This window comes from Streptomyces sp. HUAS TT7, assembly GCF_051550175.1.
In the GTDB taxonomy this organism is placed as follows: Bacteria; Actinomycetota; Actinomycetes; order Streptomycetales; family Streptomycetaceae; genus Streptomyces.
In genome coordinates this window covers 6,771,146-6,797,469 of the sequence record NZ_CP196175.1, presented here as the reverse complement: position 1 = coordinate 6,797,469, position 26,324 = coordinate 6,771,146, and the positions used below count along the sequence as shown (strand labels likewise).

General features: G+C 71.6%; 23 protein-coding genes and 2 pseudogenes. 14 read left to right on the top strand and 11 right to left on the bottom strand.

Annotated features, from left to right (window positions below):
- Nucleotides 1–74: 74 nt before the first annotated feature.
- Nucleotides 75–1,280 (top strand): type ISP restriction/modification enzyme, encoded by a 1,206-nt coding sequence (locus tag ACSHXC_RS30580; protein WP_438294646.1) that lies wholly within the window; start codon nt 75–77, stop codon nt 1,278–1,280.
- A gap of 7 nt (nt 1,281–1,287) precedes the next feature.
- On the opposite strand, the gene ACSHXC_RS30575 is transcribed toward ACSHXC_RS30580, so the two are convergent.
- Both ACSHXC_RS30575 and ACSHXC_RS30570 read right to left on the bottom strand, forming a co-directional pair.
- Nucleotides 1,288–1,821 carry a GNAT family N-acetyltransferase gene (locus ACSHXC_RS30575; RefSeq protein ID WP_438294645.1) on the bottom strand — a complete coding sequence of 178 codons (534 nt, stop codon included), beginning with the start codon at nt 1,819–1,821 and terminating at the stop codon, nt 1,288–1,290.
- A gap of 47 nt (nt 1,822–1,868) precedes the next feature.
- Nucleotides 1,869–2,576, bottom strand: coding sequence for a TetR/AcrR family transcriptional regulator C-terminal domain-containing protein (locus ACSHXC_RS30570; RefSeq protein ID WP_438294644.1), 708 nt, complete (start codon nt 2,574–2,576; stop codon nt 1,869–1,871).
- Between the two features lie 64 nt (nt 2,577–2,640).
- Between ACSHXC_RS30570 and ACSHXC_RS30565 the strand changes: the two genes are divergently transcribed.
- From ACSHXC_RS30565 to ACSHXC_RS30555, 3 genes are read left to right on the top strand one after another with little or no spacing between them, the layout of a single operon-like run.
- Complete coding sequence (locus ACSHXC_RS30565; RefSeq protein WP_438294643.1) at nt 2,641–3,603, top strand: ATP-binding cassette domain-containing protein; 963 nt, start codon at nt 2,641–2,643, stop codon at nt 3,601–3,603.
- Complete coding sequence (locus tag ACSHXC_RS30560; RefSeq protein WP_438294642.1) at nt 3,600–4,382, top strand: ABC transporter permease; 783 nt, start codon at nt 3,600–3,602, stop codon at nt 4,380–4,382. Before ACSHXC_RS30565 ends, ACSHXC_RS30560 begins: the two co-directional genes overlap by 4 nt.
- A gap of 48 nt (nt 4,383–4,430) precedes the next feature.
- Nucleotides 4,431–5,627 carry a CaiB/BaiF CoA transferase family protein gene (locus ACSHXC_RS30555; protein ID WP_438294641.1) on the top strand — a complete coding sequence of 399 codons (1,197 nt, stop codon included), beginning with the start codon at nt 4,431–4,433 and terminating at the stop codon, nt 5,625–5,627.
- Nucleotides 5,628–5,655: 28 nt separating this feature from the next.
- Here the strand turns inward: ACSHXC_RS30555 and ACSHXC_RS30550 are convergent, their stop codons facing one another.
- Nucleotides 5,656–5,919, bottom strand: a complete 264-nt coding sequence (locus tag ACSHXC_RS30550; RefSeq protein WP_344375730.1) for a hypothetical protein — start codon at nt 5,917–5,919, stop codon at nt 5,656–5,658.
- A gap of 292 nt (nt 5,920–6,211) precedes the next feature.
- Between ACSHXC_RS30550 and ACSHXC_RS30545 the strand changes: the two genes are divergently transcribed.
- Entirely contained in the window at nt 6,212–7,834 is a 1,623-nt protein-coding gene (locus ACSHXC_RS30545; RefSeq protein WP_438294640.1) for a serine/threonine-protein kinase, read from the top strand.
- A 9-nt stretch (nt 7,835–7,843) separates the two neighbouring features.
- Here the strand turns inward: ACSHXC_RS30545 and ACSHXC_RS30540 are convergent, their stop codons facing one another.
- Nucleotides 7,844–8,653: an SGNH/GDSL hydrolase family protein gene (locus tag ACSHXC_RS30540; protein ID WP_438294639.1), complete on the bottom strand. Its 810-nt coding sequence runs from the start codon at nt 8,651–8,653 to the stop codon at nt 7,844–7,846.
- Between the two features lie 270 nt (nt 8,654–8,923).
- Between ACSHXC_RS30540 and ACSHXC_RS30535 the strand changes: the two genes are divergently transcribed.
- From ACSHXC_RS30535 to ACSHXC_RS30515, 5 genes and pseudogenes are all read left to right on the top strand, one after another.
- A complete protein-coding gene (locus ACSHXC_RS30535; RefSeq protein ID WP_438294638.1) occupies nt 8,924–9,340 on the top strand; it encodes a hypothetical protein in 417 nt (138 codons plus the stop codon).
- 329 nt (nt 9,341–9,669) lie between these two features.
- The gene (locus ACSHXC_RS30530) at nt 9,670–10,533 is read left to right on the top strand and encodes a glycosyltransferase family 2 protein (protein ID WP_438294637.1); all 864 of its coding nucleotides are present in this window, start codon (nt 9,670–9,672) and stop codon (nt 10,531–10,533) included.
- Complete coding sequence (locus tag ACSHXC_RS30525; protein WP_438294636.1) at nt 10,530–11,555, top strand: glycosyltransferase family 2 protein; 1,026 nt, start codon at nt 10,530–10,532, stop codon at nt 11,553–11,555. Before ACSHXC_RS30530 ends, ACSHXC_RS30525 begins: the two co-directional genes overlap by 4 nt.
- Nucleotides 11,552–12,358: a polysaccharide deacetylase family protein gene (locus ACSHXC_RS30520; protein ID WP_438294635.1), complete on the top strand. Its 807-nt coding sequence runs from the start codon at nt 11,552–11,554 to the stop codon at nt 12,356–12,358. Before ACSHXC_RS30525 ends, ACSHXC_RS30520 begins: the two co-directional genes overlap by 4 nt.
- 154 nt (nt 12,359–12,512) lie before the next feature.
- Nucleotides 12,513–13,709 (top strand): annotated as a pseudogene (locus ACSHXC_RS30515) (lipopolysaccharide biosynthesis protein); the annotation flags it as partial.
- 8 nt (nt 13,710–13,717) lie between these two features.
- Here ACSHXC_RS30515 and ACSHXC_RS30510 read toward each other — a convergent pair.
- Nucleotides 13,718–15,103, bottom strand: a complete 1,386-nt coding sequence (locus tag ACSHXC_RS30510) for a xylan 1,4-beta-xylosidase (RefSeq protein ID WP_438294634.1) — start codon at nt 15,101–15,103, stop codon at nt 13,718–13,720.
- A gap of 128 nt (nt 15,104–15,231) precedes the next feature.
- Between ACSHXC_RS30510 and ACSHXC_RS30505 the strand changes: the two genes are divergently transcribed.
- A complete protein-coding gene (locus ACSHXC_RS30505; protein WP_438294633.1) occupies nt 15,232–16,326 on the top strand; it encodes a DUF5925 domain-containing protein in 1,095 nt (364 codons plus the stop codon).
- 166 nt (nt 16,327–16,492) lie between these two features.
- Here the strand turns inward: ACSHXC_RS30505 and ACSHXC_RS30500 are convergent, their stop codons facing one another.
- Nucleotides 16,493–16,867: a GntR family transcriptional regulator gene (locus ACSHXC_RS30500; RefSeq protein WP_438294632.1), complete on the bottom strand. Its 375-nt coding sequence runs from the start codon at nt 16,865–16,867 to the stop codon at nt 16,493–16,495.
- Nucleotides 16,868–17,007: 140 nt separating this feature from the next.
- Here ACSHXC_RS30500 and ACSHXC_RS30495 point away from each other — a divergent pair, with 140 nt between their 5' ends.
- A complete protein-coding gene (locus ACSHXC_RS30495) occupies nt 17,008–17,508 on the top strand; it encodes a DUF402 domain-containing protein (protein WP_438294631.1) in 501 nt (166 codons plus the stop codon).
- Nucleotides 17,509–17,572: 64 nt separating this feature from the next.
- Here ACSHXC_RS30495 and ACSHXC_RS30490 read toward each other — a convergent pair.
- Both ACSHXC_RS30490 and ACSHXC_RS30485 read right to left on the bottom strand, forming a co-directional pair.
- Nucleotides 17,573–18,154, bottom strand: a pseudogene (locus tag ACSHXC_RS30490) (class I SAM-dependent methyltransferase); the annotation flags it as partial.
- A 41-nt stretch (nt 18,155–18,195) separates the two neighbouring features.
- Nucleotides 18,196–18,672: a GNAT family N-acetyltransferase gene (locus ACSHXC_RS30485; RefSeq protein ID WP_438294630.1), complete on the bottom strand. Its 477-nt coding sequence runs from the start codon at nt 18,670–18,672 to the stop codon at nt 18,196–18,198.
- Nucleotides 18,673–18,875: 203 nt separating this feature from the next.
- Here ACSHXC_RS30485 and ACSHXC_RS30480 point away from each other — a divergent pair, with 203 nt between their 5' ends.
- A complete protein-coding gene (locus tag ACSHXC_RS30480; protein ID WP_438294629.1) occupies nt 18,876–19,904 on the top strand; it encodes a lytic polysaccharide monooxygenase in 1,029 nt (342 codons plus the stop codon).
- 72 nt (nt 19,905–19,976) lie between these two features.
- Here ACSHXC_RS30480 and ACSHXC_RS30475 read toward each other — a convergent pair whose 3' ends face one another.
- Nucleotides 19,977–20,837 carry an esterase/lipase family protein gene (locus ACSHXC_RS30475; protein WP_438294628.1) on the bottom strand — a complete coding sequence of 287 codons (861 nt, stop codon included), beginning with the start codon at nt 20,835–20,837 and terminating at the stop codon, nt 19,977–19,979.
- A gap of 341 nt (nt 20,838–21,178) precedes the next feature.
- On the opposite strand from ACSHXC_RS30475, the gene ACSHXC_RS30470 reads away from it, so the two are divergent.
- The gene (locus ACSHXC_RS30470; RefSeq protein ID WP_438294627.1) at nt 21,179–21,841 is read left to right on the top strand and encodes a hypothetical protein; all 663 of its coding nucleotides are present in this window, start codon (nt 21,179–21,181) and stop codon (nt 21,839–21,841) included.
- Nucleotides 21,842–21,861: 20 nt separating this feature from the next.
- Here the strand turns inward: ACSHXC_RS30470 and ACSHXC_RS30465 are convergent, their stop codons facing one another.
- Nucleotides 21,862–22,833 carry a DNA polymerase Y family protein gene (locus tag ACSHXC_RS30465; RefSeq protein ID WP_438294626.1) on the bottom strand — a complete coding sequence of 324 codons (972 nt, stop codon included), beginning with the start codon at nt 22,831–22,833 and terminating at the stop codon, nt 21,862–21,864.
- Nucleotides 22,830–26,291, bottom strand: a complete 3,462-nt coding sequence (locus ACSHXC_RS30460) for a DNA polymerase III subunit alpha (protein WP_438294625.1) — start codon at nt 26,289–26,291, stop codon at nt 22,830–22,832. Before ACSHXC_RS30460 ends, ACSHXC_RS30465 begins: the two co-directional genes overlap by 4 nt.
- Between the last annotated feature and the right edge of the window lie 33 nt (nt 26,292–26,324).

Sequence of the window (26,324 nt, the reverse complement as noted above, 5' to 3'; positions counted from 1 at the left end):
GGGGCGCGGGGAACTGCGCGACCAGCCACGGCCGGTCCGCAGCCGAAGACCGCCACTCCCGCGGCGCGCTTAGCATGCTGGCTGTGAGCGATGACGTGCCTCTCCTCGACGACCTGATGCCCTGGTCGGTGGCTCCGCCGCGGCTGGGGCGCGACTGGGTGGTCGCACCCGACGAGCGCACCCTGCGATCCCGCTGGGACCTGTTCGTACGGTCCGAAGGGGCCGAGCGGGAACGTCTTTTCGGCCCGACCCGGTCCCGTACGCTCCGCTCGGCGGTCGCCGCGCTGCCCGGCCGGACCTCCGGCACCGGCCCGCTGGCGCAGGAGCGGGGCCCGTGCCCCGACCCGGTCCGCATCCGGTACGGCCCCCTCGACGAGCAGTGGCTGATACCGGACCAGCGCCTGATCGACGCCGCCCGGCCGGAGCTGTGGCGGGTGGCGGACGAGCACCAGCTCTTCGCGGTGGAGCAGGCGTACGTGCCGAAGGACGCCGGGCCCGCGCTGACCGTCTCCGCCGTGCTGCCCGACGGCCGCTCCCCCGCCGGGCGGCCGGGCCGCATCCGCCCGCTGCACCGCCGCCCGGGCGGCCTCGAACCGAACCTCGCGCCGGGCCTGCTCCCCTTCCTCGCGCAGGCGTACGGATGCGAGGTCGCTCCGTACGACGTGCTCGCCTGGGCTATGGCGGCCGCCCGTCCGAGCGCCGCGGGGTGCGCGGTGCCGCTGCCGCGGGATCCCCGACTCTGGCCCATCGGCGTCGAGTTGGGGCGGCGCATGACCGCGCTGATGGTGCGCGGGGCACGCGGCGGCGAGAAGCCGCGGCTGCCCGGCGGGCGGCGGCCCTATGTGCGGGCGGCACTGCCGGCCCGCCCGCGGGAGCTGCGCTACGACGCCGAGGAGGAGACCCTGCACGTGGGCGACGGCGGGCGGATCTCGCCGGTGCCGCGCGAGGCGTGGGAGTTCGAGGCCGGCGGGGTGCGGATCCTCGATCTGTGGTTCCAGCGGCGCACGGAGCCCGCGGAGCCGGGCACGCTCGCCGCGGTCGGCCCGGCCGACTGGCCCCAGGAGCGGACCTCGGACCTGCTCGAACTGATCACGGTGCTCGCCCTGCTCGGCGAACTGGGTTCACAACAGGCCGAGTTGACGGACGCGATCACGAAGCCGCTGACGCGCGGCGAGCTCCGCACGGCCGGTGTACTGCCCGTACCGGACGGGGCGCGGCATCCCGCGTCCGTACTCGATCACCACGAGGAGGGACCCGGGGGTCAGTTCGCGCTGATCTGAGCAGCGCTCAGGCCTGATATTCCGTCAGATCGATGGAGTGGATGTTGAGCGCGTGCCCGAACTCGGGGTGCACCGTCTCGCGCTCCAGCTTCATGCCGAGCTTGCGCATCACGTTCTCGGAGGCCTCGTTGCCCACCCGGGAGATGCTGATGACCCGGTCGAGCCCGCGGTCCTGGAGCGCGAACTCCAGCGAGGCGTGGGCGGCCTCGGACGCGTACCCCTGACCCCAGAACGGCCGGCCGAGCCGCCAGCCGATCTCCACCTCGTGCGCCGCCTCGGGCAGGAAGTACGGCACGGACAGGCCGGTGAAGCCGATCAGCTCGCCGGAGCCGAGGAGCTCGACGGCGAAGAGCCCGAAGCCCTCGTCGTCCCACTCGTCCTCCCAGCGCTCGATGTTCTCGGCGGTCGTCTCCAGATCGCGGACCGAGCCGTCGCCGATCCAGCGCATGACCTCCGGGTCGGCGTTGATCTCCGCCATGGGGACGAGGTCGTCGTCGGTCCAGCGGCGCAGCAGCAGGCGGGGGGTGCGGATCTCGGTCATGGACCCATCCTGCACGGACTGGGGCCGAGCCGGAAATCCGCCCCCCGCTACTTGTCGAACCCGTCGAGCGTCCTGGTCAGCGCCCGCTCGAAGACCGCGTCCAGGTCGATGGGCCCCGAATCCTCCGCGAAGGCCGCGGCGAGGCGCGGGTAGCGGCCCGTGGAGACCTGGCTCAGGAGGTAGCCGATCCGCACCCCGTGCTCCTGCTCCTGCGACCAGGGCAGCGACCGGGTGCGCTCGGCGGTGGCGATCTCGTTGGCGACGTAGGTGGTGACGACGCCGTTCACCGAGGCGATCAGCTCCATCTTCGCGCCGTACCTGGCATCGAGCGGGTCCAGGCAGGTCATGCAGTGCTCCAGGTAGCGCAGCGCGTTCGGGCTGAAGCCGTACACCGGGGACATGAGGCGCGGCACCCAGGGGTGGCGGTGCATCAGCGCCCGGGTCTGGTGGGCGAGGCCGAGCATGTCGGCCCGCCAGTTGCCGGTCGGGTCGCTCAGCTCGTACTCGGCGCTGACCGCGTCCACCATCAGCTCGTAGAGGTCCTCCTTGCGCGGCACGTAGTTGTACAGCGACATCGTTCCGCAGCCGAGCCCGGCCGCGACATGGCGCATGGAGACCGCGTCGATGCCGTCCGCGTCCGCGATCCGCACGGCGGCGGCCGCGATGTCGGCACGGCTGAATGCGGGCCTGGGGCCCCGTCCGGCGCGCTCGGGGCGCGCCCAGATCACTTCTGGTTCAGCAGGTCGCCCTGCCATGGATCATCACCTCGCCCCCCATCCTAGTTACGTACGCCGTACGTAGTGCGCTATGGTGTGCCGCATGACAACTACGTACGCTGTACTTAGTGAAGGTCTGGAGAAGCGCTTCGGCGAGGTCCACGCGCTGCGCGGGCTCGATCTCGCGGTCGCCGAAGGCACCGTCTGCGGGGTGCTCGGCCAAAACGGCGCGGGCAAGACGACAGCCGTACGCCTGCTGACCACGCTGCTCGCGCCGGACGCGGGCTCTGCCCGGGTGGCCGGGTACGACGTGGTGCGCGAGCAGGACGCGGTACGCCGGCAGATCGGCGTCACCGGCCAGTCGACCTCGGTGGACGTCGAGCTCACCGGGCGGCAGAACCTCCAGCTGTTCGCCAAGCTGCACGGCATGCGCGGGGCGGCCGGACGTGAGCGCGCGGCCGAACTCCTCGATCAGTTCGGCCTGTTGGACGCGGCCGACCGCGCGGCCGGCACGTACTCCGGCGGCATGCGGCGCCGCCTCGACCTCGCCGCGAGCCTGCTCACCCGCCCCCGCGTGCTCTTCCTCGACGAGCCCACGACCGGGCTCGACCCGGGGAGCCGCAACCGGATCTGGGCCGCCGTGCGCGCCCTGACGGCCGAGGGCACGACCGTGCTGCTCACCACCCAGTACCTGGAGGAGGCCGATCGGCTCGCCGACGACATCGTCCTGATCGACCAGGGCCGCTCCGCCGTCACCGGCACCCCCGCCGAGCTCAAGGCCAGGATCGGCTCATACGCCCAGGTGGTGGTCGCCGCCGGGGACGGCATGGCCCAAGCCGCCGCCGTTCTGGACCAGTTGACCGGCTCCGAACCCCAACTCGACGCCGCCGGGCGGACGGTAGGCGCGGTCTCCATGGATGCCACCCTCACCCTTCCCCGCATCGTGCGCGAACTGGACGCGGCCGGGGTCCCGATCCTCGACGCGAGCCTGCGCCCGCCCACCCTCGACGAGGTGTTCCTGCGCCTCACCGACACCGCCGACTCCCGCAAGGAGCTTGTGACATGAGTTCACTCGCGTACGACAGCACAGCCCTGCTCGGCCGCCAGCTCCAGCGCATCAAGCACGCGCCCGGCGTGCTGATCCTCACCCAGACCATGCCGATCACGATGCTGCTGTTCTTCGGCTACGTCTTCGGCAGCGCGCTCGCCATGCCGGGCGAGCAGTACCGGGCCTATCTGGTGCCCGGCCTCCTGGTGGCCACCGCCGCGAACGGCCTGATGACCGGGATGTTCCAGGCCGCCCAGGACTCGCACCGCGGCGTGATGGACCGGCTTCGCACCCTGCCGATGAGCCGGGCCGCGGTGCCGGTCGGCCAGAGCGCGGCCGATCTGCTGACCACCGCCCTCGGCATGATCCCGCTGATGCTCGTGGGGCTCGCGGTGGGCTGGCGGATCGAGAACGGGCCGCTGGGCGCGCTCGGCGCCTTCGGGCTCCTGATGCTGCTCCGCCTGGCGACCACCTGGATGGGCTCGTTCCTCGGGCTCCTGACGCAGAGCGAGGAGGCCGCCGGGCAGCTGGGCTCGGCGACGTTCATCCTGCCGCTGCTCTCCAACGCGTACATCCCCACCGACAAGCTCCCCGGCTGGCTGCGCACGATCGCCGAGTGGAACCCGATCAGCGCCGTCGCCTCGGCCGTCCGCGACCTCTGCGGCAACGCCTCGCCCGCCCCGGACGCCGCCTGGCCGGTCGCCCACCCCGTGGCCGGCTCGCTCGCCTGGTGCGCCTTCCTGCTGCTCGTCTTCGTGCCGCTCGCGGTACGCCGCTACGCGAATTCGGGTCGCTGAGCAGCGCCAAGAGGTGACAAGGGCGGTCCGTACGCGATAGGTACGGCTATGAGCACTCAGCCGCTGCCCCTCGCGGGCATCACCGTCGTCGCCGTCGAACAGGCCGTCTCGGCACCGTTCGCGACCCGCCAGCTCGCCGATCTGGGGGCCCGCGTCATCAAGGTCGAGCGCACCGACGGCGGCGACTTCGCCCGCGGCTACGACACCGCGGCTCGCGGCCTCGCCTCGCACTTCGTGTGGTGCAACCGGGGCAAGGAGTCGGTGGCCCTCGACCTGAAGGACCCGCGCGGCCTGGACGTACTGCACCGGCTGATCGCGGACGCCGACGTCTTCGTGCAGAACCTCGCACACGGCGCGGCCGCCCGGCTCGGACTGGACGCGGCCACCCTCTGCGCGGCGCACCCGAGGCTCGTCGCCGTGGACATATCGGGGTACGGCTCCGAGGGCCCGTACGCGCACAAGCGGGCCTACGACATGCTGGTGCAGTGCGAGGCGGGCCTGGTGTCGGTCACCGGGACGCCCGAGCAGCCCGTCAAGGCCGGGGTCCCGGCCGCCGACATCGCGGCCGCCATGTACGCCTTCTCGGGCGTCCTGGCGGCCCTGGTGCGTCGCGGCACGACCGGACGCGGCGGTCCGGTGGAGATCTCGATGCTGGAGGCGCTCGCCGAGTGGCTCGGACATCCGCTGCACCATGTGATGCACGGGGGCGCCGAACCGGCGCGCACCGGCGTCGCGCACGCCGTGATCGCGCCGTACGACGCCTATCCCACGGCCGACGGCGGGCAGGTGCTGCTGTCGGTCCAGAACGACCGGGAATGGCGACGGCTCGCCCAACTCGTCCTGGAACAGCCCGAGTTGGCGGACGACCCGGCCTTCGCCACCAATGCGGCGAGGGTCACGCACCGGATGAAGACCGACGAGGTGGTGGCACAGGCACTGGCCGGGCTCACGGCGGCCGAAGCGGTCGGCCGGCTGGAGTCGGCGGGGATCGCCTGCGCCCGGCTCAACACGGTCGAGGATGTGGCCGCGCATCCGCAGCTGGCGGCACGGGACCGCTGGCGGGAGGTGGAATCACCAGTGGGGCCGCTGCGGGCGCTGCTGCCGCCCATCAATCTGGGCGGCAGTCAGGAGGCGCGTATGGGTGCGGTGCCCGCGCTCGGCGAGCACACCTGCGCAACACTGCGGGCCCTGGGAATGACGGACGAGCAGTTGGCAGAGCTGCGCCGGGACGGCGTGATCGCCTGAACGGGGGCGCCGGGAGTCGGGGATAGGTTCAGCCGCGGCTGCCGAAGAGCGAGCGGCGCAGCCGCCGCAGCGGTGCGAAGAGCGAGACGCGAGCGCTCTTGCTCTTGCGGGTGTGCGCAACGTCACGCGAGGTCAGCTCGCGCATCAGCAACGTCGCCTCGGCCGCCTCGCGCTGCGGGACGGCAGGGCCGCCGAGCACCGAGAGGTGGCGGTCGAGCCGCGAGCTGGTCGCACTGCTCCCGCAGGTGATGGCAGGCACTCGCGCCCTGCTGCGCACTGTTATCTGTTCCATGTCACTCCCCACCCGTACGAGGGCACCCGGCCCCGGGCAGGTTAACCCTATCGCCCCCGCATCACACTCGTGTATCCCGGTGGCAGGATTCACCTTGAGGGGCCGCAGGTTGACAACTACGCTCCGAATACCGCTGATTCCAGGGCGAGTTGGACACATCACTGACTGGTCATCACGCAGAGTCGCGACCTGTGTTCGCACGGGGTATGGATTGCCGTTCAAGGGGGCGGCAGCGGCCCGCCCCTGAGCTAACTTGGAAGGGTTTCTCCGCCGCGGATGGGGGGGCTCGCCAGTGAGCGAAGTGCCGGGCAGTGAGCAGCGATTGATCGCGGGGCGCTACCGGCTTCTCTCCCCCCTGGGCCGGGGCGGCATGGGCGTCGTGTGGCGTGCGCGGGACGAGGTCCTGGGCCGCGAGGTCGCCGTCAAGGAGGTCCTGGCCCCGGCCTCCCTCGACTCCCCCGAGGTGCGCCGGCTGTACGCCCGTCTGGAGCGGGAGGCCTGGGCGGCGGCCCGGATCTCGCACCGCAACGTGGTGACCGTGTATGACGTGGCCACCGAGGACGGGCGGCCGTGGATCGTCATGGAGCTGGTGCGCGGCCTCGCGCTGTCCGACGTCCTGGACGCGGAGGGCCCGCTGGGTCCGCAGCGCACCGCGCGCATCGGCGCCGAGGTGGTCGCGGCGCTGCGGGCGGCGCACGAGGCGGGGGTGCTGCACCGCGATGTGAAGCCGGCGAACGTGCTGCTCGCCAATGACGGCCGGGTGGTCCTGACCGACTTCGGCATCGCGACGGTGGCGGGGACACAGACGCTCACCATGACCGGCGAAGTCGTCGGATCGCCCGAATTCCTGGCCCCCGAACGGGCATTGGGGCGCACGCCGGGACCGGCTTGCGACCTGTGGTCCCTCGGGGTGCTCCTGTACGCGGCGGTCGAGGGCAACTCGCCGTTCCGGCAGAACACTCCGCTGTCCACGCTGCGGGCGGTGGTCGACGACGCGCTGCCGCCGCCGCGCCGGGCGGGTCCGCTGACGCCGGTGATCGAGGGGCTGCTGCGCAAGGACCCGGCCGAGCGCTGGGCGGGCGAGGAGGCCGAGCACCAGTTGCGGGTGGTCGCGGCGGGCGGCTCGGTGCGGCCTCCGACGGGGCCGTCCGAGGCGACGACGGTGGCGGCCGGAGCTCCGGGCGTGCCGCCGACGCCCGCGATGCCGCTCCCCGCGGCCCCTCCCGGCGGCGGCACGACGGCGACGCGGGACGCCGAGCCCTCCCGGCACACGGGGGCGGTGCTGCTCGCCGGGATCCTGGTGCTGCTGCTCGCGCTCGGCGGGCTCGTGTACGCGCTGGTGCGGGACAACGGGCAGAGCGGCCACGGAGGTTCATCGAGCGGCGGCTCTCCCGCCCCCTCCGTCTCGCACTCCTCCCAGGTGCCCGGCACCTCCGCCGCCACGAGCGGCGGGAACAGCCCGTCCTCGTCGCCGAGCGGTAGCGCGAGCCCCTCCTCCTCCGCCTCCTCGTCGCCGCCCGCCCAGTCGGTGGAGGTCAGCCTCCAGGTGGTGCGCGGGAGTTACGAAGGGGTGTGCCCGGCGCCGAACGCCCAGGCGCCCTCGATGGTCGCCGTCTTCACCGTGGGGCGTACGCCGGCGGATGTGGAGTACCGCTGGGTCACCAGGGACGGCCAGTCCTCGGACCCGGGGTGGAAGACGCTCTCGTTCGCCGCGGGCGGGCCGCGCACCCGGCAGGTGGTGCACACCGAGTCGCCGGCGCAGAGCGGCTCCAACGAGCTTCATGTCGAGGTGCGCCGGCCCGTGAAGGTGTCGTCCGACGCAGGTGCGTACAAAGTCACTTGCAAGGAGGAGACCCCGACGGGCGGGGCCTCCTCCTCGTACTCGCCACCGGGCTCGGCTCCGCCCGGCGGGTGAGCGAAATGATCAGGCCGCGTTGGTGAAGGTCGGCAGGTAGCCGCCCGCCTGGCCAGCCGCGGTGGGGTGGTAGGACTCGCCGATGTTGGTCCAGACGACGCTGTTCAGCCACGGGCTGCCCGAGCAGATCTCGTGTCCGGTGAAGGCCGGCACGACGTCCGCGAAGCTGAAGCCGTGGTCGGCGGCGCGCTTGGCGGTCACCGAGTTGAGCTCGTCGGCGGCGCCGTTGATCGCGGAGCGCGAGTTCTCGCTGAGGCCCGCGACGCAGTTGCCGCCGATCTTGTAGAAGTGCGGGTAGCCGATGACGACGACGTCGGCGTTGGGAGCCTTGGATCTGATCGCCGAGTACACCGAGTCGAGCAGACCGGGCAGCGTCGAGTCGACGTAGGCGCGGGCCGATGCCACCTTGCTGAGGCAGGTGGACTCCGAGTACAGGACGCAGTTGGTCATGACGTCCGAGAAGCCGGCGTCGTTGCCTCCGATGGTGATCGAGACGAGGTCGGTGGTGGAGCTGAGCGGGCCGAGCTGACTTGACGTCACATCACCCGTACGAGCTCCGGAGCACGCGGTGAAGCTGAACGATGCGGGGGAATGCGCCGCCGCCCACAGGGCCGGGTAGGCCTTCGTGGAGCGCTTGCAGCTGCCGCTCGAACTGTCGTAGCTCCCGGCTCCGACGCCGGAGGAGTACGAGTCGCCGAGGGCCACGTAGTGGGATCCGGCCGCCTGGGTTGCCGCAGCGGCCACGCCGGCCCCGGTGAGGGAAAGCGCGACAGCCAGCACGAGCGCCCATGCATATGCCGCGATTCGGGACAGTTTCATGGAACCTCCTTGTAGCGGGTTTTCCGCCACGGCAGTGGTACCAGCCCCCACAGGTCGCGGGAAGTGTCCATGCCAAGAACAACCGACGGACATCTGCGGCTATCTGGCGATCCGTCAGCAACTCGCGAGTAATCCTTCACCGGAGCACCACACTCCGCTGACTGTCCGTCAATACTCGTTCACCACACGCGAATCGGTGTCTTGACGGGACTGTCCGAACTGCGTCACATTGAAGCCTCGCATCCGGCGCATCGGGGGGAACCGTCGCCAATGCAGACCATCAGTGACAGATCGGCAGTGGGCGCGTCCGTCGCCGCCGACCTGCCGCCCGTCCTCGCGGGAGCGGCTCTCGCCGTCTCGGCCGTGGGTGCCGTCCTGGCCTTCGCCGGCCTGGACTCTCCGCTGCGCGCTCCGCTCGCGCTCTTCTACCTGGTGGCCGCACCCGCGGAAGCGGCCGTATTCGCACTGCGCCGACTGGAACCGCTCGCCCGCATGGTGGCGTCGTTATCAGGAGCAGTACTCATCGATGTACTGACTGCCGAAAGCATGGCAGGTCTGCACCTTTGGTCGACCCGGAACGGCATCGCAGCCGTGGGCGTGATCAGCCTTCTCCTCTTCCTGCTTGGGACGGGGGTGAATCGCTCCGGATGTGACCGTGAAAGTCCGGTCAAAAACACAGAAACGTGAGGCCTCGACTGAGGTCTTGCCATACAGTCCCAGTCATCAATACCGTCTTACATCCACCCGCAACGGTCCATCATGCAAAACGGCGCTAGGGGAGGGCTCAAGCGCCGCGACGGATACCGGGGCGGGGCGCGGTAGGGGGGTGCCGTGCTCGGTCTTCGTCATGCGTGGGCCGGAACACGGGCCGCGCGGCCAGCAAAGCCAGCTCACCCAATTAGTGCGGTGCGCCATGCCGTCATGACCGGGGTGAGAACCCCCCTTTCGTAACCGGAAACTCATCCGGACCACCCGGGGGCGGGCGGTCCACCGGACGAGAGGGACAGAGACTCATCATGACTTCTTCCGTGCGCCCGGCTGTCCCGGGCCAAGATCAATTAATTGCGGAATCGCCGGCCGGTCACGCGACCTCCGGCACCAACAGCCGAATATCCGCTGCGTACCGACCGGTTTCGGCGAATCTCGCCATTGCACCGCCGGTGAGCGTCGTGATCCCGGCGATGAATGAGGCCGAAAACCTTCCGCATGTGTTCAAGACACTTCCGGACTGGATCCACGAAGTCGTCCTGGTCGACGGGAATTCCACCGACAACACCGTGCAGGTCGCCCGCGAGCTGTGGCCCGACGTCAAGGTCGTCAAGCAGGTCGGCAAGGGCAAGGGCGACGCCCTGATCAGTGGCTTCGCCGCCTGCACCGGCGACATCATCGTCATGGTCGACGCGGACGGCTCGGCGGACGGCGAGGAGATCGTCAGCTACGTCTCCGCGCTGGTGGGCGGCGCCGACTTCGCCAAGGGGTCCCGTTTCGCCAACGGCGGCGGCACCGACGACATGACCCCGATCCGCAAGCTCGGCAACGCCGTCCTGTGCGGCATCGTGAACCGCAAGTTCGGCGCCCGTTACACCGATCTCTGCTACGGCTACAACGCCTTCTGGAAGCACTGCCTGGACAAGATCGTGCTCGACTGCTCCGGGTTCGAGATCGAGACCCTGATCAACATCCGGATCGTCAAGGCGGGCCTGCGTGTTCAGGAGGTCCCCAGCTACGAGTACAACCGGATCCACGGTGTCTCCAACCTCAGCGCGGTGCGCGACGGCATCCGCGTCCTGAAGGTGATACTCCGGGAGAAGGCCGTGCCCCGGGCACACCGGCGCACGCAGGCCGTCTTCCTGAACACACGGCGGGGAGAAGCATCTTGACGGAGCGTCAATTCTCCGTGGTGATCTGCGTGTACACCGAGGACCGCTGGGAGGACATCCTGGCGGCGGTCTCCTCGGTGCGCACGCAGTCGCTGCCGGCCCTGGAGACGCTGCTCGTGGTGGACCACAACGAGCGGCTCCTGGACCGGCTCACCAAGGAGTTCGAGGAGTACGCGGCGTCCGGGGAGGTGCGGGTGCTCGCCAACGCGGGCCCCCGCGGCCTCTCGGCCGGCCGCAACACGGCGATCTCGGTGGCCCGGGGCGAGTTCGTGGCCTTCCTCGACGACGACGCGGTGGCCGAGCGCGACTGGCTGCGGCACTTCGCCGAGGGGTACGACGACCCGCGCGTGATGGCGGTCGGCGGCCGCACGATGCCCGCCTGGGCCTCGGGGCGCAGGCCCGCCTGGTTCCCCGAGGAGTTCGACTGGATCGTCGGCTGCACCTACCGGGGGCTGCCGCCGGGCCGCGTCGAGGTCCGCAACGTCCTGGGCGGCAACGCCTCCTTCCGTACGTCCGCCTTCGACGCGGCGGGCGGCTTCGCGACCGGCATCGGCCGCGACGGCGACAAGCGCCCGCTCGGCTGCGAGGAGACCGAGCTGTGCATCCGGCTCAGCAAGGCACTGCCCGACGCCGTGCTGCTCATCGACGACCGCTCGGTGATCCACCACCGCGTGCCCGCGGCGCGCGAGCGCTTCGGCTACTTCCGTACGAGGGCGTACGCGGAGGGCCTCTCCAAGGCTCTCGTGGCCCGAAGTGTGGGCTCCGGCAGGGGACTTGAGTCCGAGCGGCGCTACACGACACGGGTGCTTCCGGCCGGTGTGGTGCGCGGCGTGCGGGACGCGGTGCTCGGCCGGGCCGGCGGCGCGGGCCGGGCGGGCGCGATCGTGACCGGCGTCGCGGTGGCGACCGGCGGCTATCTGCTCGGCACCGTACGGGCACTGAGGGGCGAAGTCACCTTCACCGTGGCCCCCATCGAACGCGTACCGGTCACGGAGACGGACGAGGAGGGCGAGGCGGCATGACGGCGAGCGGTCCCGTGCCCATCCTCATGTACCACGCGGTGGCGCACAGCCCCGCGAAGGCGGCGTTCGGCCTGTCCGTCTCGCCGGACGCCTTCGCCGACCAGATGGAGCTGCTCGCCGAGCTCGGGTGCACCCCGGTCACCACGGCCCGGCTGGCGCACGCCTGGCGCACGGCGGGAGCGCTTCCACGCCGCCCCGTGCTGATCACCTTCGACGACGGGTACGAGGGCGTGCACCGCCACGCCCTTCCGGTCCTCACCAAGCACGGCTTCGCCTCCACGCTCTTCGTCTCCACGGGCTGGCTGCGCGGTGCGTACGACGACGGAGGCGCCCTGGACACCATGCTGGACTGGGACCAGGTGCGCGAGCTCGCCCGGGGCGGCTGCGAGATCGGCGGGCACAGCCACAGCCACCCGCAGATGGACCAACTCACCGATGAGCGGCTCTGGTTCGAGACGCTGCGCTGCAAGGAGATCCTCACCGACGAGCTCGGCCGGCGCCCCGTCTCGTTCGCCTATCCGTACGGCTACTCCAGCCGGCGAGTGCGGCGCACGGTGCGCTCCGCGGGCTTCGCCCAGGCGCTCGCCGTGGGCAATGCACTGGCCGAGCGGCGCCAGGGTCCGTACGCCCTGGAGCGGGTGACGGTCCGGCGCACCACCGGTCTCGACGAGTTCGAGCGGCTCGTCGTGGGCACCGGCCGCGACATCGCGCGCGACTTCGCCGGTGACCGCGTCCTGACGAAGGGCTACGCCATGGTCCGCGGGGCCAGGCGGGCCGGGCGCAGGCTCGGCGGCAACCGATAGAGCCGTGTACCGGACCCCACTCGGACACTGGATCTGACGAACAATCAGAAGGTGAGCGGTACCCGTGGCCGACGTGAGCACCGCCCAGGACCTCGCTGCCCCGACCCCGGACAAGCGCCGGGGCACCCCCCTCTTCCGCAACGCCTACGCCCTGATGCTGAACACGGGCATCAGCGCGGTGCTCGGGCTCGGCTTCTGGCTGATCGCCGCCCGGTACTACACCGATGACGCGGTAGGCCAGGGCTCGGCGGCGATCGCCGCGATGAAGTTCCTCGCCGGGATCACCGCGCTGACCCTGACCGGCGCGCTGGCCCGCTTCATCCCCGTGTCGGGCGCCGCCACCGGTCGCCTGGTCCTGCGCACGTACGCCCTGAGCGCGTGCGTCGTCGGCGTGGCCGCGCTCGTCTTCATGGAGACGCTGGACTTCTGGGGGCCCTCGTACCGGTTCCTGCACGGCCCGCTCAAGGGGCTCGGGTTCATCGCGGCGGTGATCGCCTGGTCGATCCTCACGCTGCAGGACGGGGTGCTCACCGGGCTGCGCAGCGCGTTCTGGGTGCCGGTCGGCAACACCGCGTTCTCCGCGGTCAAGCTGGTGCTCCTGGTGGCGATCGCGGCCTCGCTGCCGACCAGCGGGGTGTTCGTGTCGTGGGTCGCGGCGATCGCCGTGTCCGTGCTGCCGCTGGGCTGGCTGGTGTTCCGACGCCTTGTCCCCCGCCATGTGGAGCTCACCGTGCACACCGCCCGGCCGCCGAGCTACCGGGAGCTGGGCCGCTTCCTGGCCGGCGACTACACGGGCTCTCTGTTCGCGCTCGCCGTGGTCTACCTGGTGCCGGTGATCGTGGCCTCGCAGATCAGCTCGGCCGACAACGCGTACTTCTACATCACCGCGACCATCGGCGGCACCGTCGAACTGCTCGCCATCAACATGGGCGCCTCGCTGACCGTCGAGGGCGCGCACGATCCCGAGCGGCTCGGCCGCAACGCGCGGGCCGCGCTGCTCCGCATGATCAAGATCGTGGTGCCGATCTGCGGGTTCCTCTTCGCCTTCGCGCCGCACATCCTCCACGTGTTCGGCGAGGGGTACTCCCGCCACGCCACGGCGCTGCTGCGCTGGCTGGTGGTCGGGGCGCTGCTGCGGGTGGTGATCGAGCTGTACTTCGCGGTGCTCCGCGCGCGGAGCCGTACGGCCGGACTCGCCTGTCTCCAGGGCGCGTTGTGCGTCCTCGTGCTCGGGTCCACGCTCGCGCTGTTGCATCCGCTGGGCCTGACGGGCGTCGGCATCGCGGAGGTCGCGAGCCTTTCGGTGATCGCGGCGATCGCGGCGGTCAAGCTGTTCGGGGTGCTGCGCTCGACCGAGCCTCAGCGGGTCAGCCAGCGCACCTCGTAGGCGGCCATCGGGAACGACTTGCCGTCGACCTTGGCGTCGATGGACCGGTCGAGGGTGTTGACGACGAGCACGTCCTTGCCGCTGGCGAGCACGCGCACGTTCGGCACGTCGTCGGCGGCGATGCTCACGGTGGTGAAGTCGGTGCCCGGCGGGAAGGCCTTGGCGAACTTGGCGATCAGCGCGTACATGGGCAACTCCTTGCCCCCGTCGTCCCGTTGGGTCGGCGTCCACAGACAGCCGGGGCACGCGCCGCTCTGCTCCTGAGGGCTCCAGTAGAAGGCGGTGCTGGTGCCGCCGCGCGCCAGGGCCATCATGCCGGCGGCCTGAGTGGCGACGCGCTGCTGCTCGCTCCAGCCGGACTTGTCGGGCTCGACGTAGTACTCGGCCCACCACACGGGCAGGCCGGACTGCTTGCGCACCCACTCGGTGACGGCGGTCAGCTTGTCGGCGGCGCCGAACGCGTTGGGCAGCATCTGGTTGGTGCGGGTGAAGCTGGCGCCGTCGACGACGACGAAGTCGGCGCCCTTCTTGTGCTTGTTCCAGTAGGTGAAGGCGTCGAGCACCCGCTGGTCGACCGAGCCCCAGGGGCCCTTGAGGCCGGACGCGTACGACTGGTCCTGCGGCCCGTAGCTGTCCATGACCAGATAGGGCCCGCCGACGAGATTGTTCCCGTTGACCTTCTTCAGGGCGTCGTAGACCTGGTTGTAGAGCTGGGTGTAGCCCTCGTAGTTCCAGCGCTGCGCGGAGTCGTCGTAGAAGCCCTTGAGCTCGTTCCAGACGATGAAGTGCCGTACGTCCGGGTAGCGTTGGGCCACTTTCGCGGCCAGGGCGGCGAAGTCCTTGTAGTGGGTCGGCAGCGGCGCCGACTCCAGCGCATTGACGCTCCAGTCCGTCTTGCTCGCCCCGGCCCGGCCGCCCTTCATCCAGTCGGGCGCACAGCACAGCGTGATCACGGGAGTGGCCCCGGTGGAGCGGATGAACTTGACCCTTCGGTCGAGATCCGAGAAGTCGTACGTGCCCGGCGACGGCTCGGGGTTGCCCGCGCCCCAGCCCATGATCGCCTGGTCCTGCGGCAGGCCTTGGGCCGAGAGCAGGTCCCGGGCGCGCGTCACCGCGTCGCCGTCGCCGGTGTCGGCGCTGTACTGGGTGTGCGTGAAGCCCCAGCCGAGCGCGGGGTCGGTGTTGCTCGCGCCGGTCCGGCCGGGTCCGGACTCGCCCGCGTTTCTGCTCGTACAGCCGCCGGTCGTCAGGATGAGGGCGAGCGCGGCCAGGAGCGCGGCGACCAGCACCGCCGGGGTCCTGGGCCGCGCCCTGTCGGGCCTGCGGCTGCGGACGGTGGTTCCACGATGACGTTCCATCACGGGGCAGCGTATCGGCGGTAGATGCCATTCCGGTCAGTTTTTACCTGAACAGGGACAGAACGTCCCCCAACCATCAACGGGACAAAACAGGTGCACGCGCGGGGCTGTTGCCGGATCATGGGGGCATGTCCCCTGCCCCAGAAGCCGCGCTGCCGATCCGGCTGACCGTGGACGACAGCGATTCGCCCTCCGATGTGGTCGACGCGCTCTTCCTCGGCCGCTTCGCCACGGGCGAGCAGCCGTTCTCGCACAGCTCGTCCATCGACCGGGTCAAGAAGGGCTTCAGCCTGCTGCCACCCGGCGCGAAGGTGCTGCGCGCCGCCCGCGACGACGACCGCAGCGCCACGCTCGCCGAGGGCGAGGGCTGGACCCTGCTCGTCTCGCGCTGGAACCGGGGCGCGGACGTGACGGTGACCGCGACCACCGAGGAGCTCGCCGCCCAAGTCCTGAGACAGGCCACCGAGGGCGCCGAGGACGAGCCGGAGCCGCAGCCCGAGAACGTCACGATGGGCTTTTGGTACGTGTCCCCTCGGCGCGGCCCGCACCGCACGACCCGGCAGATCGCGGCCGGCACCTGGGACGAGGTGCGGCCCAACTACACGGCGCCGGTGGCCGATGCGATGGACCGCCTGATGAAGGTGACCCCGGACGACATCGCGGGCCGGCTGCTGCTGCTCCACGGGCCGCCGGGCACCGGCAAGACCTCGGCACTGCGCACCCTGGCCCGGTCCTGGCGCGACTGGTGCCAGGTGGACTGCGTGCTCGACCCGGAGCGGCTCTTCAACGACGTCGGCTATCTGATGGACATCGCGATCGGCGAGGACGACGGCAGCGCGAAGGGCCGCTGGCGGCTGCTCCTCCTGGAGGACTGCGACGAGCTGATCCGCGGCGAGGCCAAGCACACGGCGGGCCAGGCCCTCTCCAGGCTGCTCAACCTGACCGACGGCCTGCTCGGCCAGGGCCGCAACGTCCTGGTGGGCGTCACCACCAACGAGGACCTGGAACGCCTGCACCCCGCGGTGGTACGCCCCGGCCGCTGCCTCGCCCGCATCGAGGTCGGCCCGCTGACCCGGGCGGAGGCGGTCGGCTGGCTGGGCACGGAGGAGGGCATCGCCCGCGACGGAACCACCCTGGCCGAGCTGTACGCCCTGCGCCGTGGAACGTCCCCGGCATCGGTGCCCGATCAGCGGGGTGCGTCGGACGAGGGGCTGTATCTGTAACTCCCTGCGCCTTGTGACTCCCGAGGGGCGCGGGGAACTGCGCGACCAGCCACCCCCAAACCGCACCCGGTCTCTCGTCGGCTCTCACCGCCGGAGCCACGCGGCGGAGCCGCAGAGTGTCACGGCCGGGAAGGGGCGGGGAGGGGAACAGCCCGCCGCAGGCGCCCTACTTCCCGTACGCCGCCCGCAGCGCATCCTCGACTGCGGCGCGGGCGGCGTCGCGGCCGAGGCCGAGCCGGTGGACCTCCCCCGCGTACGCCGCGGCGGCGGCTGCCGCGAGCCGCTGGGAAGCATCCCCCGCCGCCGCGACGAACGTCCCATTGCGCCCCCGGGTCTCGATGACCCCGTCCGCCTCAAGGGCCCGGTACGCCTTGGCCACCGTGTTCGCGGCAAGCCCGAGTTCCTCCGCGAGGCCCCGGACGGTGGGCAGTTTGTAGCCCACGGGCAGCTTCCCGGACCGGGCCCGGTCGGCGATCTGGGCGCGCAGTTGCTCGTACGGCGCGGTGGCCGCGCCCTGGTCAATCACGATCTTGAGGGTCACAGCCCCGATTCTCCCCCGCGGCCGCGCTCCGCGAAAACGGGCGGCGCCGCGTGCGGGGCGAAAATGGGAGGCACCCGGCCTGCGCTCCCACGTACCGTGCGAATCCTTCCGCTACGAGATATGTGCCACGGAGGTACGTCATGTCCGCGAGCTCGGCCGAGGCCGGCACCCGCATCGAGGTCGTCCTGGTCAAGGCCGGGCGCACGAAGCTGCGTTACCCGGCGTCGGTGGTGTCCGACGACGGCACCCGGCTGACCGTGCACGCCCCCTGGGCGGCGGAGGGCACCCGCGACTTCGGCTTCGTACGGTTCGAGCCGGGCGATGTGTTCACCGAGCACTACTGGCGCGACCGCTGGTACGCCGTGAAGGAGGTCCGCGACGCCGACTCGGTGCTGAAGGGCTGGTACTGCGACATCACCCGGCCCGCGGTGGTCCAGGGCGGCGAGCTGATCGCCGAGGACCTGGACCTCGACCTCTGGGTCTCGGCCGACGGCGCGACCGTACTGCGCCTGGACGAGGACGAGTTCGCCGAGAGCGGCCTGACCGAACGCGACCCCGAGGCCGCGGCCCGCGCCGTGGCCGCCCTGGACGAGCTCGAACTCCTCGCGAAACTGGGCCGGTTCACGGCACTGATCGACTGAGGCCCGCCGCGGCCGCGGAGGCGTACAGCCCGCTCCCCGGCGACTGCCGCGGTCAGGCCGCGACCGGCACCGCCACCGTGGCGACCACCGCATACCGTTCATCGTCCACCTCGCGTCCCCACAACCGCGCGTCCCCCGACAGCCGTTCATAGCGCGCCTCGGCCTTCAACTCACCGAGTGCGCCGATGAGTTGCTCGGCCGGTATGCCGGTGCCGCCCCACACCCCCTCGACCAGGATCAGCCTGCCGCCCGGCCGCAGCAGCGACCACCAGTGCCGCAGCGCCGCCTCGTGGTCGGGCAGCGCCCACACCACATGGCGGGCCAGGATCACATCGAAGGTGCGGCCCTCGACGGGCGGCCGCGCCGCGTCCCCGGTCAGCACCTCCGCGCCGGTACCGGCCAGTTTGGCGCGGGCCCGCTCGGCCATCCGGGGCGACAGGTCGACGGCCGTGATCCGGTGGCCCCGCCCGGCGGCGAGCAGCGACAGGCTCCCGGTGCCGCACCCGAGGTCGAGGAGGTCGCCCGCGCGGTCCGGCAGCCATCCCGCGAGGCGCTCGTCCCACGCGGCCCGCACCGCGGGGTCGAGCAGCCCGTGATCGGGCTCCTCGTCGAACGTGTCGGCCTCTTCGTCCCAGTCGATGTCCATGCCCCGATCGTGCCAGGCACCACTGACAATCGGCCCGCCGATCAGCCCCAGCCCGCCTCGCCACCGGCTCGCGGGCCCAGCACCTTGCGGTAGTGGAGGCGGTCGTAGGGCCCGTCCACACGGCGCTCGACGAGTTCGTACCCGTACCGCGGATAGATCTTCTGGTTCTCCCACATCATCGCGTTGGTGTAGAGCCGGACCTCGGGCAGGCCGAGCGCCCGCGCGCGCTCGTCCACGAAGTGCAGCAACCGGCGCCCGAGGCCGGTGCCCTTGACGTCGGGGTGGACGGAGATCGAGTCGAGGAAGAGGTGGTCCGGCTCGGGGACGAGGACGAGGACCCCGACGACCGGGTCACCGGTGACGAAGACCCGCCCCGCCGCGACGTTCGCCGCATGGTCGGCCTCCATGGGCACGGGCACGACACCGATCCGTTCGACATAGGGGTGATAGGCGGCATCGGTGACCTCCTTCACGCGGGGCACGTCGTCGGGGGTCGCGAGCCGGATCTCATCGTTCATGGGGCCACGGTACGTCGCGGACGGGCCTGTTCTTAATCAGTTCTGAGTGGGTCCTTAAAGCGACCATAAGGATCGCCATCACCCGCTCCCAGCAGGGGATTTCACGGTTTCCCGGGGCTAGCGTGCTGATCGCCGGACGGGACATCCGGCAGTCGAAACCCCCACGCCCCCATGCCCGTGCACCATCGAAGGAGTACGCCACGATGACCTTCCCCCAGCTCTCCACCGCGTTCGAGCAGCGGGGACCCCGTCGGCGCAGGGCCGCCGTCGTCGCCGCGCTCGGCTTCACACCGCTCGCTCTGACGGGGCTTGCGGCCGGGCCCGCCGCGGCCCACGGTTCCATGACGGACCCGGTCAGCCGGGTCTCGGCCTGTTACGCGGAGGGGCCGGAGAGCCCCAGGTCCGCGGCGTGCAAGGCCGCCGCCGCGGTCAGCGGTGCGCAGGCCTTCTACGACTGGAACGCGGTGAACATGGCCAACGCCGCGGGCAAGTCGAAGGAGATCATCCCGGACGGCAAGCTGTGCAGCGGCGGCAACGACAAGTACCGGGGCCTGGACCTGCCGCGTGCCGACTGGCCGGCCACCAAGCTCTCGGCGGGCAGCCACACCTTCCACTACAAGGGAACGGCCCCGCACAAGGGCTCGTTCGAGCTGTACATCACCAAGGACGGCTACGACCCGTCGAAGCCGCTGAAGTGGTCGGACCTGGAGGCGACGCCGTTCGTCAAGGTCACCGACCCGCCGATGCAGGGCGGCGACTACGTCTTCGACGGGAAGATCCCGGCCAGGTCGGGACGCCACCTGATCTACTCGATCTGGCAGCGCTCGGACAGCCCCGAGGCCTTCTACACGTGCTCCGACGTGGTGTTCGGCAAGGACAGCGGTACGGCGGGCGCCCCCGCTCCGGCGGCCTCCGCGCCCACCGACAAGGAGATCGCGGACGGCGCGTCCAAGTCGACGGTCCAGCACCATCACGGCGGCGCCACCACGGGTACGCAGCCGAGCACCGCCCCTGCGGCAGAGGCCGGTACAACCGGCAACCAGCCGCAGGCGGACGGGGCGGCGGCCACTCCGGTCGCCGCGGCCGGCACGCAGAACCTGGCCGAGACCGGGGGCGACAGCAGCACCCCGTACCTCGCCATCGCGGGCGCGGGCGCGATCGCCGTCGGCGCCGCCGCGCTCTTCGCGACACTGCGCCGCAAGGCCGCGGCGGCGGGCCGCCACAGCCGCTGACCCGCACGCACACGCCGCCCCTCCCGGATGCCGGGAGGGGCGGCTTCGCACGCTCGCACGGTCCGGCGGGGGTCAGCCGATGACGGATGCGCAGGTGGTGGGGGTGGCATGCGCCGGATCCAGCGCGTTGGCCACCTCGTGGTAGGCGACGCGGTCGGTGAGACCGATCGCCACGTGGTCGGAGAGGTCGAGCACGCACTTGTCCTGGAGGAGGACGTTGTTGACGTCGGGACCGTCCAGGAACTGCGAGCGGTAGGGGGTGACCACCTCGTCGTACTTGGTCGCGATGACCGTGTAGTGAACTCCGGGGACGGTGTCGCCGCCCTGGTTCAGCTTGGTGATGAACGGCGACCCTGCCATCTGGTCGGCGAGTGCCGGGGTGGCGAGCGTCAGCAGGTCCTGGGCGCCGGGGAAGTACGGCAGGAGCTGGGTCAGGCCGTCGAGGGTGGTGCCGTGGTTGTCGGGGGCGATCCCGACGAGGGCGTTGACCTTGGAGGCGCCGCCGAGGAACTTCAGGTACCAGCGCGGCATCATGCCGCCCTGCGAGTGGCCGACCAGATCGGCCTTGGGCGTGCCGGTCGCCGCGAGCACCTTGTCGACGAAGGCGGCGAGCTGGGCCGCGGACTTGTCGATGGGGCCGAGCCCGTCGAACAGGGGCACTCCGGGGAGCTGGCCGTAGTCGAGCGAGAAGACGCAGTACCCGCGGTTGACCAGATACGGGGCGAGGGCCAGCCAGTTGTCGGTGCCGTTGCCGAAGGTTCCGTGTACGAGGACGACGGGCCGGGGGTGGGCGGCGGACGGCTTGCAGGAGTAGTCGTTCCAGCCGCTGCTCGGCGCGGACTGGGCGTGCGCTGCGGTTGCCGGGGCGAGCGAGGCCGCGGCGGCGAGCAACAGCGCCGACAGCGGTCTGAGCACACGTTTCCAGGGCAGCATCGGGTGATCTCCTTGCGGCTCAAGGGAATTTCGATGGGGGGTTCGCCCTGCGGCCCGGACCACAAGTGAGGTGCCGTACTGGGTGCGTACGGGGCGTGCGCACGCCAAATTACGCACGAGTAGCGTAGGAGTGAAGTTACGCGTCAGTAAAAAGTGTCGTGTCGTCCTGTCGATGTGCTTGCGACGGACCGGCAGCCACCCCCGAGTTCCCTCAACTCCGGTCCAGTTGTAGGGAGTTCGCAACGACACGCCCCCGGTTCGTCCCAGTCCGGCGACTGCACGCCGGGTATCACCTCCATCGCTGTACGTTCACGGCGAGTGCCGATGCCTTGGGGGGAACCATGCGCAAGATCCTGCTCGCGACCGCCGCCACCGCCTGTCTCGCCCTGACCGCCTGCAATCCCGGCGGCGGGTCGGGAAGCAAGCCGTCCGCAACACCCATGCCCACAACGCCCACGCCCGCCGGCACCCCCGGGGGCGGCTCGGCCACGCCGTCGAGTTCGGGCCCCGGGGCCAGCCAGGCCTCTCTGGCTCTCGGCGTGCCGTCCCGGACCGTGGGGACCAAGCTCGTCGGCATCCTGGAGATCACGCCCACGACCGTCGTCTACACCAAGGAGGGGGATGGGACGGCCTCACGGTTCGGCACCTTCGCCGTCATCACCACCAAAGACGCCTCGCTGACGGCGAACGCCGCGGACGAGGAGCCCGCCGGCGCCAACGGGACCAAGGGCGGCTGGCGCTGGATCGCAGCCAATGGACAGAGCGTTGCCGAGGGAAACGGCACCGCGTACAAGGTCCTGGTGACCGGGTACAGCGGTGTCGGCAAGATCGAGCCGGGGACCTACCAGATGCGCTCCGAGGTCTTCGACCTGACACCGGAACAGGCCGAAGCAGGAGGCACGCTCGTCTACACGGACGCCACCAGGTCCGCGAGCCGCTGGACGATCCCGCCGACCGACTCCGGACCCCAGGTGGCCGACGTCAAGAAGCGGCTTGCTTCCTGAAGGCGGCTGCTCCACCGGCCTCAGGCCGCGTCCGACAGGGTGCCCGGGACGATGGCCCGGGGGCCGAACCTGGCGCGGGCCCGGTCGGCCACCGCCTCGATGCGGCGGGCCCGCTCGTCCCCGGGATCGAACGTCAGCTGGTGGGCGGCTCGTTCGGCCGGAGCGAGGCCCTCGGCCCGTAGCGAGATGCCTCGGACCCTGGCTCGTTGCAGGCCGAGCGCCGCGTGGAGGGCGTAGGCCAGGTCGGCCAGTGCGGGCGAGTGGGCCGAGGGCTCGGGCAGGGTGCGGGTGCGGGTGGTGGTGGACCGGTCGGCGTAGCGCACGGTGAGGTCGAGGGAGCGGCACACCTGACCGGCGCCGCGCAGCCGGACGCCGAGTTCCTCGGCGAGGGAGAGCAGCGCCCGGCGGTGGCGTACCGGGTCCAACTCGTCGCGAGGGAAGGAGCGTTCGGCAGCTAGGGACCGTGCGGAGGCGTTCGGGACCACGGGGGTGCGGTCGATGCCGCGGGCCCGCTCCTGGAGGTCGCGCCCCGGCCGGGCGCCGAGGATCCGCTGGACGGCGCCCGGCGGCGCATCCGCGAGGCGCCCCACCGTGTCGAGGCCGTACGCGCAGAGGGTGCGGGCGGTGGAGCGGCCGACGCCGTCCAGGGCGCGGACCGGCTTCGCGGCGAGGAAGCGGTCCACCTCGTCCGGGAGCACCGTGCGGGTCGTGCCGGGTCCGGCGTCCCGGGCCGCCGTCCTGGCCAGCATCGGGTTGGGTGCGAGCCCGATCGCGCAGTCCAGGCCGAAGTGGGCGAGCGCGCGGACCCGCAGGACGGCGGCGAGCTGCCCGGCGTCCTGGCCGAAGTACTTCTCGGCGCCGGCCAGGTCGGCGAGGAGGCCGTCGGGCGGGAGTGCCTGGACGACCGGGGTGAGGCCCTCGGCCAGCGCGATCAGGGCGGGCAGCGCCGCTTCGTACATCGGAGGGAGGTGGAAACGTGCACAGAGGATCATCCCGCGCTCCCCGGGCTCGAATGCCACAACTTCCGCCCGGTGGCGGCCTGTTCACCGGCCGGCTGCAGGTCGGCCCAGGGGTTCAGTTCGTAGCCGGTGGACAGGTGGATGCGGCGGCCGTTGTCGGGGGAGCCCTCGGTCGTGGTCCCGGCTTCTTCGGCCATGGATCCGAGCGCCTCGACCGGTTCGGGCGGGGTCGCGAGGCGGGCCGAGACCGCGTCCAGGCCGCCCTCGCGGCGCAGTTCGACGAGTTCGGCGAGGTTCCAGGCGCGCGAGCCGACGACGCTCAGGCTGCGCGGGCCGCGTCGCTGCACGACGCCCCGTACGAGGAGCAGCCAGGAGTGGAAGACGGTGTAGGCGCAGGCGTCGTGGCTGTCGTCGAAGAAGGCCAGGTCCACGAGGCCCGTGCCGTCGTCCAGGGTGCTGAAGACGACCCGCTTGCCGGAGCGGATCGGCGGGGTCTGGGTGGCCGCCTTGGCGCCCGCGACCAGGACGGTCCGGCCGTGCTCGGCGTCGCGCAGCCGCTTGGCGGAGACGACGCCGAGTTCGTTCAGGAACGCCGTGTGATCCTCCATCAGGTGGCGGGAGGCGTCCATGCCGAGGACGCCGAGTTCGGCGCTGAGCCGTTCCGCGTCGTCCAGGTCGGGCAGTCCGGCGCGGGCCGTCAACGTGCCGCCGTCCAGCGGGAGTTGGCCGCCTGCGGCGCGGCGGGCGCCGTGGAGTTCGGAGAGGTGGAGCAGCAGGTCGCGCCGGTTGGCGCCGAACGCGTCGAGCGCGCCGATCCGGGCGAGCCGTTCGGCGACCGGGCGGCCGGGCCTGGCCCGCTGCCAGAAGTCACGCAGTGAGGCGTAGGGCCGGCCGGCCTCGATCCGTCCGCTCTCGGCCTCGCTGATCCCGTGGACGTCACAGAGCGCGAGCCGCACCCCCCATTCACCGGACACCAGTTCGATTCCGTGTGCGACCGAGGACCGGTTCACATCCACCGGCAGGATCGGCACCCCGCGCCGCCGCGCGTCCGCGAGCAGCAGGCGCTTCGGGTACATCCCGGGGTCGTGGGTGAGCAGTCCGGCGTAGAAGGCGGCCGGATGGTGCGCCTTGAGCCAGGCCGACTGGTAGGTGGGCACGGCGAAGGCGACCGCGTGCGCCTTGCAGAAGCCGTACGACCCGAAGGCCTCCACGATCTCCCAGGTGCGGGCGATCACCTCGGGCAAGTAGCCGCGCCCTTCGGCGCGTTGGGCGAACCAGACCTTGATGCGGGCCTGCGACTCCGGATCGGAGAGCCCGCGCCGCACCCGGTCGGCCTCGCCCCGGCCGCAGCCGGTCATGATGTTCACCATCTCGATGATCTGCTCGTGGAAGACGACCACCCCGTAGGTGTCGCGCAGCGCGTCCGCCAGGTCGGGGTGCGGGAAGCGGACCGGGGCGCGCCCGTGCCGGGCCTCGATGAACGGGCGCACCATGTCGGCCGCGACCGGCCCGGGGCGGAACAGCGAGATGTCGACGACGAGATCGTGGAAGGTCGACGGCTGGAGCCGCCCGACCAGGTCGCGCTGGCCCGGCGACTCGATCTGGAAACAGCCCAGTGTCTCGGTGGACCTGATGAGCCGGTACGTCCTGGCGTCGCCCGGCGGGACCTGTGCCGGGTCGTCGATGTCGAGCTTCTCGCCCGTGGCCCGGCCGATCTCGGCGACCGCGTGGGCCATCGCGGACTGCATCCGTACACCCAGGACGTCCAGCTTGAGCAGGCCGAGGTCCTCCACGTCCTCCTTGTCGAACTGGGACATCGGAAACCCCTCGCCGCTGGTGGGCATGACGGGCGTGCGGCGCAGCAGGGAGGCGTCCGAGAGGAGCACTCCGCACGGGTGCATGGCGATGCCGCGCGGCAGGGCGTCCAGGGCCTCGACGAGCTCCCAGAGCTTGCCGTACCGGTCCATCTCCCCTGCCAGGGCCCGCAGTTCGGGAAGTTCCTCCAGCGCGGCGCGGGCGTCGCGGGCCCGGATGTGCGGGAAGGACTTGGCGATCCGGTCGGTCACGGCGGGGTCCATGGACAGGGCGGCGCCCACGTCCCGGATGGCGTGCCGCACCCGGTAGGTCTCGGGCATGGCGACGGTGGCGACCCGCTCGGTGCCGAATCGGTCGATGATCGCGCGGTAGACGTCGAGCCGGCGGGCGGACTCCACGTCGATGTCGATGTCGGGCAGCACCGGCCGCCGCTTGGACAGGAAGCGCTCCATCAGGAGCCCGTTCTCGACCGGGTCGGCGTGGGCGATGCCGAGGAGGTGGTTGACGAGCGAGCCCGCGCCGGAGCCGCGCGCGGCCACCCGGATGCCCAACTCCCGTACGTCGTCCACCACTTGGGCAACGGTGAGGAAGTAGGAGGCGTATCCCCAGTGCGCGATGATGTCCAGCTCGTGGTGCATCCGCTCCCAGTACGCGCGCCGGCCCGCGTAGCCGCGCAGCACCATGCCGGCCGCCGCCCGCGAGGCGAGGACCCGCTGCGGGGCGCGGTGGGCGGCGCCGACGAGATACGGCTCGGGGTAGCTGGCGGTGCCCATGCCGAGGTCGTCCTGGGGGTCGACGAGGCACTCGGCGGCGGTCTGTTCGGTCATGGCGAGCAGCCGGTGGGCCACGTCGCGGCGCCAGCCGGCCGCCTCGGCGACCCGCTCGGCGATCTTGAACATGGCGTCCGGGCCCTTGAGCCAGCGCTCACCGCTGTCGAACGGCGCCCGCACCGGCACCAGGCGCCGCGCCGCGTCCAGGACGTCGGCGACCTGGCCCTGCCCGGGGTCGGCGTAGCGCGCGGCGTTGGTGAGGACGGCGCGTACGCCCTGTTCGGCGGCGAAGCCGACGGTGCGCGCGGCGAGCCGGAGCGATCCCGGGCCGGTCCCCCTGAGTCCGTGGTGGACGGCTTCGAGGCGGAGCGCGTCGCCGTAGATCTCCCGCCAGGGCGCGAGGAGTTTCGCGGCCCGGTCTGGGCGGCCCGCACCGAGCGCGCGGCCGATCTCGGAGGCCGGGCCGAGCAGCACGGTGAGCCCTTCGGCGGGCAGCTCGGCGCGGGGCAGCAGCGGGCGGCCCTCGGCGGTGTGCGCGGCGCTGACCAGGCGGCAGAGCTCGGCCCAGCCGGCCGCGCCGTCACGCGCGAGGAAGGTGACCCGGGGGGCGGACTCGTCGACGAACGCACCGCCCCGTACGGGCGTGCGCCGCCGAGCCCACCCCCGGGCGGGGCCGGTTTCCCCGAGGTGTTCCGGCACGGCGAGATCGGCGCCGAACAGCGGCCGGATCCCCGCCCCGGCGCAGGCCTTGGCGAAGCGGACCGTGCCCGCGAGGGTGTCCCGGTCGGTCAGTGCGAGGGCGTCCATGCCGCGTTCGACGGCACGTTCCGCCAGCCGCTCCGGGTGGGAAGCCCCGTACCGCAGGGAGAATCCCGAAACGGTGTGCAGATGCGTGAAACCGGGCATCCGCACCTCCTACCAATCCGTTCTCACCTCCCC

Bases quoted from the DNA above. Each gene is read 5' to 3' on its own strand.
- ACSHXC_RS30580 (WP_438294646.1), top strand. From the start codon at position 75: ATGCTGGCTGTGAGCGATGACGTGCCTCTCCTCGACGACCTGATGCCC.
- ACSHXC_RS30575 (WP_438294645.1), bottom strand. From the start codon at position 1,821: ATGACCGAGATCCGCACCCCCCGCCTGCTGCTGCGCCGCTGGACCGAC.
- ACSHXC_RS30570 (WP_438294644.1), bottom strand. From the start codon at position 2,576: ATGGCAGGGCGACCTGCTGAACCAGAAGTGATCTGGGCGCGCCCCGAG.
- ACSHXC_RS30565 (WP_438294643.1), top strand. From the start codon at position 2,641: ATGACAACTACGTACGCTGTACTTAGTGAAGGTCTGGAGAAGCGCTTC.
- ACSHXC_RS30560 (WP_438294642.1), top strand. From the start codon at position 3,600: ATGAGTTCACTCGCGTACGACAGCACAGCCCTGCTCGGCCGCCAGCTC.
- ACSHXC_RS30555 (WP_438294641.1), top strand. From the start codon at position 4,431: ATGAGCACTCAGCCGCTGCCCCTCGCGGGCATCACCGTCGTCGCCGTC.
- ACSHXC_RS30550 (WP_344375730.1), bottom strand. From the start codon at position 5,919: ATGGAACAGATAACAGTGCGCAGCAGGGCGCGAGTGCCTGCCATCACC.
- ACSHXC_RS30540 (WP_438294639.1), bottom strand. From the start codon at position 8,653: ATGAAACTGTCCCGAATCGCGGCATATGCATGGGCGCTCGTGCTGGCT.
- ACSHXC_RS30535 (WP_438294638.1), top strand. From the start codon at position 8,924: ATGCAGACCATCAGTGACAGATCGGCAGTGGGCGCGTCCGTCGCCGCC.
- ACSHXC_RS30530 (WP_438294637.1), top strand. From the start codon at position 9,670: ATGACTTCTTCCGTGCGCCCGGCTGTCCCGGGCCAAGATCAATTAATT.
- ACSHXC_RS30520 (WP_438294635.1), top strand. From the start codon at position 11,552: ATGACGGCGAGCGGTCCCGTGCCCATCCTCATGTACCACGCGGTGGCG.
- ACSHXC_RS30510 (WP_438294634.1), bottom strand. From the start codon at position 15,103: ATGGAACGTCATCGTGGAACCACCGTCCGCAGCCGCAGGCCCGACAGG.
- ACSHXC_RS30505 (WP_438294633.1), top strand. From the start codon at position 15,232: ATGTCCCCTGCCCCAGAAGCCGCGCTGCCGATCCGGCTGACCGTGGAC.
- ACSHXC_RS30495 (WP_438294631.1), top strand. From the start codon at position 17,008: ATGTCCGCGAGCTCGGCCGAGGCCGGCACCCGCATCGAGGTCGTCCTG.
- ACSHXC_RS30485 (WP_438294630.1), bottom strand. From the start codon at position 18,672: ATGAACGATGAGATCCGGCTCGCGACCCCCGACGACGTGCCCCGCGTG.
- ACSHXC_RS30480 (WP_438294629.1), top strand. From the start codon at position 18,876: ATGACCTTCCCCCAGCTCTCCACCGCGTTCGAGCAGCGGGGACCCCGT.
- ACSHXC_RS30475 (WP_438294628.1), bottom strand. From the start codon at position 20,837: ATGCTGCCCTGGAAACGTGTGCTCAGACCGCTGTCGGCGCTGTTGCTC.
- ACSHXC_RS30470 (WP_438294627.1), top strand. From the start codon at position 21,179: ATGCGCAAGATCCTGCTCGCGACCGCCGCCACCGCCTGTCTCGCCCTG.
- ACSHXC_RS30465 (WP_438294626.1), bottom strand. From the start codon at position 22,833: ATGATCCTCTGTGCACGTTTCCACCTCCCTCCGATGTACGAAGCGGCG.
- ACSHXC_RS30460 (WP_438294625.1), bottom strand. From the start codon at position 26,291: ATGCCCGGTTTCACGCATCTGCACACCGTTTCGGGATTCTCCCTGCGG.